We start from the raw sequence: 10,595 nt of genomic DNA on the forward strand, positions 1-10,595 counted from the left end.
TTGAACTAAGGACGTGACATTGCACCTTCCGTAACTTCTATGGCATAATCGCTGAACGTTGATAATACGCTATTATACTCCTCTATATCCGTTACTCGAATTCCTTCGTGGAGTTGTGCCACCGTATCTCTTGGTAAACTGCTTTCTAACTGCTGAATATTGAGTTGGAAAAAGGTGCGTATAATGTGATTGTTTGCAGGAGTTCCATTGAATAACGACAAATTGCTGCTGCCGTCTATTCCGAATACTGCTTTTTCTTTGCAGTCTGGAGATAAATCTTCAATGTTTTCCGTGAAAACAACCTCGCCTGTCTCTTGAATGCTTAACTGCCAACTAGGATGTTGTCTCTGCAGTGAAAGTAGTTCTTGTGATGTATGCGAACCCAACTGACTGCGTTCTTCACCACAGACATAGGACTTGAGCAAATAACTTTCTCTGCGATCGGAAATGGCTTGCAACAATTTCGTTGCTTCCTGAAGGCGTTCATCTTCTTCTGGTGTTAGACTAGCGATCGTCGAGCGAGTGGCAATTTTCGAGTTGTAGGGGGCATTATCACCAAATACGGACCAGGTAACCATAACAACCAGAACGAATATCCCTAAGGTCAACCAACTTCGCTTCCAGCGTAGTCTCTTCTTCAATTGCTTCAAGAACCGATGTACAATCACGTTATCCCCTTCTTCTTGTTTTTTCGTATTGTTTCCATTTGCAAGAAGCACTATACATCATTTACCATAGAAGAGAATCAAACCAATCAAGACGGATGGTGAATTTACCATGAACGGAAGAAAACCAATTAAACGCACAACTCTCCTCATTATCGGCGTCGTTATATTGTGGGGAAGTGTAGCTTTATGGAACGAAATCCATAAAATTGGACCAGGCAACTCGAGTACGAATACAACCTCTGTCACCCAATCAAATCCGAGTCCCCATAGCTAGCAGAGAGACTTTGACTTCGTCAAAGATCCCTATAAATTGTCACGAAACTTACATGATTTCGGTAACAATTGGTTATAATCGGACTCTCGCTCTCATTTGAATTTGACTGTAGCCACAGAAATGATATAGTCAAAGATAGATAAAACTCTCATGGGCATACAGGAATGACGATATATATGATATAAGCAAATGAGACTGGTCTACACCTTTTTTTCTAAACGACAACTCTAAGGAGGGAAACATCATGAATGTGGCAGAACTTCAATTAATTCAATTATCCAGACGAGGCGATCGCAACGCTTTCGTGGAGTTAGTCGAGCTCTATCGTAGCAAAATACAAAAGCTTGCGTTTAAGATGCTGCATAACCGTCCTGATTCTGAGGATATTGTGCAAGAAACCTTTATCCGCGTCTATTTGAATTTAAACCACTTTGATGAAAGCCAGAATTTCTCGACCTGGATTTATCGGATCGGAAAAAATGTTGCCATCGATTTGCTACGCAAAAAAAGACCTGTTCAATCTCTCGATGCGGAGCTCAATGATTTTGATGATGATTACAGCTACTACAGCAAGCTTGCCAGTCAAGATCAATCGCCGGAACATGCCGTGCTTCAAACCGAAATTCAAGAGCATATGCACGCATCCATCAACAAATTAGCAGACAAATATAAAGGTATTATTACGCTGTACTATCTAGAGGAGCTTTCTCTTCAAGAAATTAGTGAGCGTCTGAACCTGCCGATTACGACTGTGAAAACTCGTTTACACCGGGGGCGTGAGCTTCTTCGCAAAAAATGGGGAATGAATTTCGTTATTGGTTTAATGACCTTCTTCACATTGGGCATGATCGCTTAATTGACATGCAGAATAGCAATAAGCCTCAAACCACGATATACATCGTGATTTGAGGCTTATTTTTGTGAAACTTAGAAATTAATCCACGGACCCGGTTTACCCGATTCCCGCTTCTCTATGCCCCGTTCTTGTTGCTGTAAGAACGCACTCAACGCTGAGGCTCCTGATAATTTTACTTTTCGTGTTGTGCGACTTCCGCTTGTTTTGGGTTTAACTGATTTTTGCTTGTCGCGAATGTCAATATCAATTTCCGCTTGCGTATCTGTAACCTGCTTTAGTTCATGGGTATGAACTTGCGGCAGCAAAGATGATTCTTCATAAGGAGCGTGCTGGCCTGCACCCGCATAAGGAATACCATAAGGATCATGTTGGAACGCATATTGTTGCGCCATAAGATGATCATACGGCATTGGAGGTGGATAAAAGGCAGGCATTACCGGCATCTCCTGTGACGCATTGTCCCACGGGTTCCCCATAGGAACATTCCCGTAATGAGCTGGATAGTTCATCCAAGGGTGCTCATTCATAGAAGGTCCGCCACACCCACATCCCTCATCGACTACAGTGACTGGAGCTACCATCGTCGGAAGCTGCTCACACGGCTCCTCCTGATACGGAGGATACTGAGGATACTGAGGATACTCTGGAAGCGTCATTGCCTCATGGTGCTGCTCAGGGTAAGCAAAGACTTCTGTGGCTGTAATATGAAATTGTTGGAACGGATGTACCGCTTGCCCATAGGGTTGATGGAGTCCATGATCTTCCATGATGGGAGCTGGAATAACCGGCGCTGGCGGCATTATTTGTGGCATGGCTGGAACCGTTTCCCCCGTAGATAACGGAGGTGCTTCAACGACAGGTTGTTGTGGGCTTGCAATAATTGGCTGTTGATAAGCATCTGTTGGCGGCATTGGCTCAGGCATTGGCTCGGGAGCAAAAGGCTCTGTGCTAAGCTTTGATGGATTGTGATGCGCGTGGTGCATGCCATGCTGATTACTATGCGTATGTCCATGCTGCATTTTGGGGACAAAAACCACATCCCCCGTCATAAGTACATTTGGATTCTTAAGATGTGCATTCGCTTTAATCATTGCTTGCAGTGGTACATCCCAAGCCTTTCCAAGCTTCCATAGACTGTCACCTTGCTGTACAACATGCTTATAAACAAAATCAGATGCAGGTGGTTCAACAGGTTTAACTGTAGATGGAATTTTCACTTTCATCCCAATCTCAATCTGATTTGGATCAGGTATTTGCGGATTAAGTGCAATAATCTGATCTAGGGTGGTGTTGTATTTTTTTGCGAGCTCGTACAGGGTATCGCCTTTTTTGACAATATGGATTTTCAAAACCCTACCTCCTTAAAGTTTTCTACAGAAAACTGGCTTGTAAGCATCTCCTTCGCGTTTCTCTTCCAATCGCCATAAACTTGGCCGCGTCAGCATCGCTTATTCACAATAATGATATTACAGTTTATGCACGTTCCTAGGCTTTTGCCCCTTTCGCACAAAAAAAATCCCTCGCGTCATAAACGCAAGGGATTTACCTTAGGATCCAATATACGGATAGCTTGGATAACAGCCCAAAATTCGAACCTGACATCCAATTGCTTCGATCTCTTGTATAGCTGAACGCAGAAGAACTGAGTCCATCGTACCCGCAATATCGATATAGAAATAATAAATGCCAAGCTTCTTCTTCGTCGGTTTCGATTCAATCTTGGAAAGATTAATTCTCCGCCAAGCAAAAGCCGACAGAACTTGGTGCAGAGCACCTGGATAATCCTCTGGCAGGGTAACCAGAATCGTCGTCTTCATATCCTCCGACGGCATTAACTCCGATGCTTCTTTACCTACAAGCAAGAAGCGAGTCATGTTATCCTTGTGATCTTGAATCTCACGTTGCAGCATCGGCACACCATAGTTCGTCGAAGCAATGGCCGTTCCAATAGCAGCGACTGTCGGGTCCTGTAGCGTAGACACGATGCGTACACCCTCAGCCGTAGAGCTTACTTGCTCAAATTCAGCCTCACGCAAATATTGTTTCATAAATTGATTGCATTGTGCAGGCACAACTTGATGAGAAAGTACCTTGCGAATGTGACGATAAGGATTCAATCCGTCAACTTCTACATCGGGATTCGGGTAACCAATCAGATTCATATCAATCGGAAATACCCATTCTGCTCGAATCGGAAGATCAACTTCATGAACGAGCCAATCCACGTGTAGATGTACAGAGCCTTCTAGCGTATTCTCAATGGGGATCACACTTAAATCGGTTTCACCCGATGCCGTTGCATTGAAAACCTCAGAGATCAGCTTGTACGAGACATACGTAAACTTCTCACCTAGAAAGTGACGTGTAGCTTCTTCTGAGAACGTGCTGGGTCCAAGAATCGCAACTCGCTTCATGCCAACACCTCATTTTCCACCAGTGAAAGAAGACTCTCATCTCCGCTTTGAAGGGTCGTCGTCGTCACACCTTCTTGGCTCGGCTTCAGCCATAGAAGCTGGGCTTCAATGCCTTCCTTCGCCAACGTGTCTCGAAGGAACGCCTCTAGCTCTGTCTTCTTCTCACTGCGTGCGTCGACCAGTGCTAACATGGTTGGTCCCGCCCCGCTCAAAGCAACACCAAGCGCGCCATGATCCTCACACTCATTCAATAGTGTCTTCATGCCAGGTATAAGCGCCGCGCGATAGGGCTGATGCAATCTGTCCTTCATCGCAAGACGAATCATCTCCAAGTTCCCCGTGCTTAAGGCAGCAACCAGTAACGAGGAGTGACTAAGATTGAACACGGCATCCTTCATCGATACATGCTGCGGCATAACGCCTCTCGCCTTTTCGGTCGATAACTGGAAGGCAGGTATCGCCACCAGCACCTCCAAGTTGAGATCAGGCTCAATCCGTATGGACTCTGCCCTCACTTCGTCCCAGAAGGCAACGACAATTCCGCCATATAGACTTGCGCCGACATTGTCAGGGTGCTTCTCCAGACGCGAAGCGATTTGGAACAGCTCATAGGTTGAGAATCGATTCCCAATAAGCGCGTTCGCACCTGCAAGCGCCCCTACGATTGCTGAAGCACTGCTTCCTAAACCACGCGTAAGTGGAATTTCGCTATACATAGAAATCTCAAGCTCTGGATGCGAAACCCCAGCTTTGTCAAACACCATTTGAGCTACTTTATAGATTAAATTCGATTTATCCGTAGGAATTCCACTCATCTGATCGCCGATCAATTGAATTCTTGTCTGATCAGAGATCGCCATATCAATCCAAGCATATAAGTTCAAGGCCATCCCCAAGGAGTCAAAGCCGGGACCTAGATTCGCAGTGCTTGCCGGTACTTTCACCCTTACCTTTTGTTCTGTCTTGTAGCTCATTTCGAAATTGCGCCTCTCTTCACTCAAAATAAACGGCTACGCACTCCTCCTAGGACGAGTGCGTTACCGATTTCTAGCCTTCTACACGATATACACTCTTAATCGCATGGATCACATCCATGGATTCGAATTGATTCAATACATTTTTCATGCTCGCTTGATTGGCATCATGTGTAATAATGATGATTTCAGCTTTCGGGTTCGATTTATTCGGATGTTGGAAGACCGATTCCAAGCTAACCTCATGCTCTGCGAAAATTTGTGTAATTTGGGCAAGTACGCCTGCTTTGTCTTCAACATGAAGTAAGATGAAGTTTTTGGAAGCGATTTGTTCGTCCGTTTTAAGCTTCTTCTCTTTGTAAGGAGCCTGCACCGTACGTCCATTAATACCTAATTTCAAATTGCGTACAACAGCCACTAGGTCAGCTACAACGGATGTTGCTGTAGGAAGCTCACCTGCACCCGCACCATAGAACATCGTTTCACCAACCGCTTCACCAGTCACATAAACGGCATTGAATACACCATTTACGGAAGCTAGTGGATGCGAGTTTTTGACCATAGTCGGTTGAACGCTGACCGAGATATGGCCATCATGATTCTCAGCAATACCAAGCAATTTCACTTCATACCCTAACTTTTTACCGTACTGGATATCTTCCTTCGTTACCTTGGAAATACCTTTCGCTTCCACATCGCTCAATGCGACATTAGCATGAAAACCAAGCGTCGATAAGATTGTCATTTTGCGAGCCGCATCTAAGCCCTCAACATCTGAAGTTGGGTCTGCTTCTGCATAGCCCAATTCCTGAGCTTCTTTCAACACATCGGCATATGCAGCGCCTTCTTGACTCATTTTGGTTAAAATGTAGTTCGTCGTGCCGTTCACAATCCCCATAATCTTCGTGATGCGATCGGAGGAGAAGCCTTCAACAAGTGCACGAATGATCGGAATCCCGCCCGCAACACTCGCTTCATAAAAAACATCACAATTATTTTCAGCGGCTTTAGCCAAAATTTCAGCCCCATGCATCGCCATGAGATCCTTATTGGCTGTAATGATGTGTTTGCCGTTCCCCAGTGCTGTTAGAATGTGGGCTTTCGTTGCTTCAACGCCACCCATAACTTCAACAACGATATCGATCTCACTATCGCCAATGACGTCCCAGACGTTCTCTGTAAGCTTATCTGCATCAACAGAAATGTTACGATGTTTGGATTTATCTTGTACAAGAATTTTTGCAATTTCAATAGCTGAACCTGTTTGACGTTGCAAATCTTCTTGATGACCTTCAACAATACGTACGACACCTGTTCCTACAGTACCTAATCCTAGTAAACCAACCTTGATGGGTTTCATTTCATTACCTCCTGAATTGTATGCTAATCTTAACTTCCTTGACCGATGACCATGGCACGCTTGACTCCGTCTTGCGCCCCTAGGCGATCCACAATTTCCCGGATCTCCTCGCCCATGGAAGAAATCTCTAAGGATATAACGACATTCGCCATACCTTGTAATGGAATCGTTTGGTGGATAGTCAATACATTGCCATCCAAATTAGCGATGAGTGCGAGTACGCGGGACAATATCCCAGACCTATGCTCCAAATCCATCGAAATCGTAATGATGCGTTCGCGCTCTAGCTTGCTAAGTGGATGAATACCATCTTTATACTTATAGAAGGCGCTTCTGCTCAGCCCAACTTGTTCGACGGCGTCGTGAATCGTCTTCACTTCACCCCGTGCAAGCAACTCCTTGGCCTGCGCTGTCTTCAGAACACCTTCTGGAAGAATGTCCTCACGGACTAAGTAGTACCTCTCAGGTCCGATGTGCTTCATGGTTGGAAGAAACTCTTTGCTCTCCGGCACCTAACTACCGTCCTCTCCAAAAAGACTAATGTTTCCCTATAGAGGACATTATATCGAAACATGCCTCGTGAAGCAATAGGCAAAATGCATCCAAGCATTCGCCTTTGCAGCCCCTTCCATTTCTATGATAAGCTGAAACGGAACTAACGAAGGGAGGGGATCTCTCCATGATTACATTACGAATGATGTCTACCGCACTTTTATGGAACAAGCAAGACGAGCTCCTCATGATGAAACGCGCGTTAAATCGCACTCTCTCTCCCGGCTTATGGGCAGCAATTGGCGGTCATCTCGAACCGCATGAAATTAGCCAACCAAGAACGGCTTGCTTTCGTGAGGTTTGGGAAGAAACCGGCATCGAGCAAGACGAGATTCAAGATTTACATCTGCAATATGTCTTACTTCGGCTCAATGGCCAAGAAATACGCCAACAGTTTTTCTATGTCGGTCAAACAGATGTGAATCCACGAATCGTTACATCGGAAGGTGATCTGCATTGGATTCACAAAGCAGCTGTCCTTGATCGCCCGATGCCCTATATTTTCCGCTGTTTACTCGAACATTATTTCAGCGTAGGCCCCACTTCCCATCCGTGGATAGGCTCTGCAGGGATTCACTCAGGGACAGATAAACCTACGATCCATTGGAACCCCTTATTGGACCCGATGCAAATTTAGTCCAACCCCTGACTTGGAAAAGAGCAGACAACGATTTCTCGTTGCCTGCTCTTTTTGTAGCATTCTTATAACGCACTGCCTCCGAATAGAAAGCGATATTCCCAATGCCGATTCGCGATGGAATCAATTCGCACGCCGCCACTTTCTTTGGAATACGTCGAAAGGATTTGACCATTGCCTAAATAAATAGCCACATGGGTAATCGTTTGTGTAGACTTATTAATTCCTGCATAGTTGGATTGCGCTGTTCCTTTATAAGACATAAAGAACATGAGATCGCCAACCTTGAGGTTATGCCAGTCCGTTACATTGTGTCCGAGCGACTTCACATACGCACCTTGACCTCTTGAATCAGACGGTAATTTCAATCCAATTCCGTCCAAAAATGCCTGACGTACAAAATCGGAACAATCAAACGTTGCCGTGTTATCACGACTGGACCCATATTCATATGGCGTTCCTATGTATTTCTTACCTGCTGCAATTACCTTTTGAATCTTTTCGCTTGTTGTCCCACCACCTGTGTTCGTGTCAGGAGATGTGCTTCCACCTGATGTTGATATGTAGGTAGGACTTGTACTTATGTATCCTTCACGACCATCTGATGCTTTAACTTTATACCAGTAAGCATTTACTTTCTGCAAGATTTGAACGGTTTCCCCAACCTTCAGATAACGGATCCGCGATGCATTCTCATTAGCCGCGGTGCGGAAGCTCACGCTTGCGACGATTCGTCCTGTCCCTGTTGCAGGTGACGTTGTTTGACCGTTTGCTTTTATGTACTTCGAACTCGTTGAGACATAACCGATCTGACCGTTCGTCACTTGAACTCTATACCAGTAAGCATTCACTTTCTCAATAATGGAGACTGGCTCTCCAGCTTTTAAATACCGGATACGTGGTGAATTCTCGTCTGGACTTTGGCGGAAGCTCACACTGCTAACGACTTCACCAGTAGTTGCAGCAGAAGCTGCTTTAGGGAATGGGACTGTAACAGCACCAAATAGTAATGAGGGGATAAGGGCAAAAGCAAGTAGTTGTTTCTTCATGAAGTAGGCCTCCTAGCGTTTTGTACTTACGAATCCTGATGACACTAGTAAATGGTAACATATCCATTGATTAAGTTTTAGCTGTAACATCTACCAATTTGCCTACCCCCATAAAAAAGACCCTCCATTCGCTGTCTACTCACAGCTTTTTGGAAGGCCTTTAACCTATTTTCGAAGAGGAATCATCACTGTCGGCGAGATCTTGCAGTTTCAAATACTGACTCTGATCAATCCAGCGCTGCATGATTTTATGCGCTTCTTTCCGCTGCAGTAAAGCTTCGGCGAGCTGGAAGCCCTCTTCGTAACTATCTACCTTATCAAACCATTTCAACCTTAACCCGGTATTAAAAATGACGTGATCACGTTCACGTTTGACTTCTTTTCCATCCTCGCCTGTAATAATGCGTTTCACCATGGAAATCTGATCTTCTTTCGCCAGATGTGGTAGAGGTGTACTCGTAAAGCCAAATTTCTGCGGTTCAACACTACGAGACTCATCTCCCCAAGGGGTAACGATCCGGATCGTGCTATTCTCATAAAGGGGCAAATCCTCTGAGCCATCAATGCCGCTGATAATATACGCTTGTTGAAAACCCGAACGCATCGATATCGGAATCAAGGATTCCATTGCTTTGCGCTGTTGCACACCGATAATCAAGTTCGTCGACAGCACAGGATTTAATACTTTCTCTATCGTATCAATGACTGTTCGTATGCCCAACTGTTCTCGCACCGGCTTCAACCGTCCAATTGGCGGACACAGTTGCTCTGTAGGTAGAAATCCGATGTGCAAATGAAATAACATGGATTGCCAAGCCTTCACAGAAAGTTGCAAGGTAACACCTAAACCTTCTACGATCTCTTTCAATGAAGTCCCTTGGCGGGAGGGAAGCGCATCACCACCTTGCATCACCTGGGTGAATCCCACTGACGCAAGCAGCAAGCTGACAGGCAACGTAACAGGAAATCGCTTTCTCCCTTCCGTAGGCCCGATTGAATTAAGCGAGTTAGGCTGAGTATGATAATTTAAGGAATAGCCACGATAGACATCGATAAAGGCCATCAACTCGTCATCTGCTTCCCCTTTCATACATAACGCCATTAGGAATGCTGCGCATTGCGCATCTGTTGAATCTCCTCTCGCCATTTCGCCAGCAGCTTCTACAGCTTCATCGTAGGTTAAATTCCGCATTCGTGTTTGATCCGACCCCATCGCTTGAATCCATTTCTTCATCATACTCCTCCTTTCTTATGTTCGTTTAATGTTATATTTACTAACATAATTATTGTGATATATCTAAAATGGTAATGCTTTTAATACTACATGTCAAGTATCGTGACATTAAATGCGTCAGAACAAAAAAAAACTACGACGGCAAGATTAACGAACGAAGTGTGCATCCCATAGGTTTTCCAGTCTTTCTAGGTACTTTTCTGGGTCCCGTCTAAATCGTTTACGTTTTACGCTATCTTGTAAGCGGTTCTGCCAATTTTGTTTCTGTTCTTTGTATCTGTCGTAATCAACGCTTTTTAATCGAGCAAGAATATGCTTTTGTTTCAGTGCATCTTGAACAAGAACGATCATTTCTCCATTGCGTAAGATGTACTCGTTCCAATTACGAAGACCCGTGATTCGACGGTGTGCTGTTTTCGTAGCACGGAAAAATCGCTCCAAATCATTATTAGTTCTTGGGACATGGTACTCATCATAGCAAGTGAAAAGCCCTTTCCAGAAGCCTTTAGAGTAGCTTAGTAAATTGGTAACCATAGGTACGTCGTGTTCTTCTGTATAGGTTTGTTTTACCCAATTC

At 44.7% G+C, this 10,595-nt stretch carries 11 protein-coding genes; 2 read left to right on the plus strand and 9 right to left on the minus strand.

Going from position 1 to position 10,595, the window contains the following annotated elements; all coding sequences use genetic code 11:
* Positions 1-5: 5 nt before the first annotated feature.
* Positions 6-668 carry a BofC C-terminal domain-containing protein gene (locus tag GC096_RS18215; protein ID WP_312886299.1) on the minus strand — a complete coding sequence of 221 codons (663 nt, stop codon included), beginning with the start codon at positions 666-668 and terminating at the stop codon, positions 6-8.
* Between the two features lie 518 nt (positions 669-1,186).
* Between GC096_RS18215 and sigW the strand changes: the two genes are divergently transcribed.
* Positions 1,187-1,798, plus strand: a complete 612-nt coding sequence (gene sigW / locus GC096_RS18220) for an RNA polymerase sigma factor SigW (RefSeq protein WP_056610392.1) — start codon at positions 1,187-1,189, stop codon at positions 1,796-1,798.
* A 71-nt stretch (positions 1,799-1,869) separates the two neighbouring features.
* Here the strand turns inward: sigW and GC096_RS18225 are convergent, their stop codons facing one another.
* From GC096_RS18225 to thrR, 5 genes are all read right to left on the minus strand, one after another.
* On the minus strand, positions 1,870-3,147 hold the full coding sequence (locus tag GC096_RS18225; protein WP_171632120.1) for a LysM peptidoglycan-binding domain-containing protein: 1,278 nt from the start codon (positions 3,145-3,147) through the stop codon (positions 1,870-1,872).
* A 198-nt stretch (positions 3,148-3,345) separates the two neighbouring features.
* On the minus strand, positions 3,346-4,212 hold the full coding sequence (pheA, locus tag GC096_RS18230; RefSeq protein WP_171632122.1) for a prephenate dehydratase: 867 nt from the start codon (positions 4,210-4,212) through the stop codon (positions 3,346-3,348).
* Positions 4,209-5,186, minus strand: coding sequence for a homoserine kinase (gene thrB, locus GC096_RS18235; RefSeq protein ID WP_171632124.1), 978 nt, complete (start codon positions 5,184-5,186; stop codon positions 4,209-4,211). The genes pheA and thrB overlap by 4 nt, the downstream gene beginning before the upstream one ends.
* A gap of 73 nt (positions 5,187-5,259) precedes the next feature.
* Positions 5,260-6,546: a homoserine dehydrogenase gene (locus tag GC096_RS18240; protein ID WP_171632126.1), complete on the minus strand. Its 1,287-nt coding sequence runs from the start codon at positions 6,544-6,546 to the stop codon at positions 5,260-5,262.
* A gap of 29 nt (positions 6,547-6,575) precedes the next feature.
* Complete coding sequence (gene thrR / locus GC096_RS18245) at positions 6,576-7,028, minus strand: transcriptional regulator ThrR (RefSeq protein WP_056610603.1); 453 nt, start codon at positions 7,026-7,028, stop codon at positions 6,576-6,578.
* 197 nt (positions 7,029-7,225) lie between these two features.
* Here thrR and GC096_RS18250 point away from each other — a divergent pair, with 197 nt between their 5' ends.
* Positions 7,226-7,735: an NUDIX domain-containing protein gene (locus GC096_RS18250; protein ID WP_171632127.1), complete on the plus strand. Its 510-nt coding sequence runs from the start codon at positions 7,226-7,228 to the stop codon at positions 7,733-7,735.
* A gap of 65 nt (positions 7,736-7,800) precedes the next feature.
* On the opposite strand, the gene GC096_RS18255 is transcribed toward GC096_RS18250, so the two are convergent.
* The 3 genes from GC096_RS18255 to GC096_RS18265 form a co-directional block, all read right to left on the minus strand.
* Complete coding sequence (locus tag GC096_RS18255) at positions 7,801-8,784, minus strand: C40 family peptidase (protein ID WP_171632129.1); 984 nt, start codon at positions 8,782-8,784, stop codon at positions 7,801-7,803.
* A gap of 160 nt (positions 8,785-8,944) precedes the next feature.
* Positions 8,945-10,018 carry an anthranilate phosphoribosyltransferase gene (locus GC096_RS18260; protein WP_171632131.1) on the minus strand — a complete coding sequence of 358 codons (1,074 nt, stop codon included), beginning with the start codon at positions 10,016-10,018 and terminating at the stop codon, positions 8,945-8,947.
* 147 nt (positions 10,019-10,165) lie between these two features.
* Positions 10,166-10,595, minus strand: a 430-nt coding sequence (locus tag GC096_RS18265; RefSeq protein WP_171632132.1) for a hypothetical protein, incomplete at its 5' end; no start/stop codon positions are given.

The organism is Paenibacillus plantarum (genome assembly GCF_013141695.1).
Taxonomy (GTDB): Bacteria; Bacillota; Bacilli; order Paenibacillales; family NBRC-103111; genus Paenibacillus_E; species Paenibacillus_E plantarum.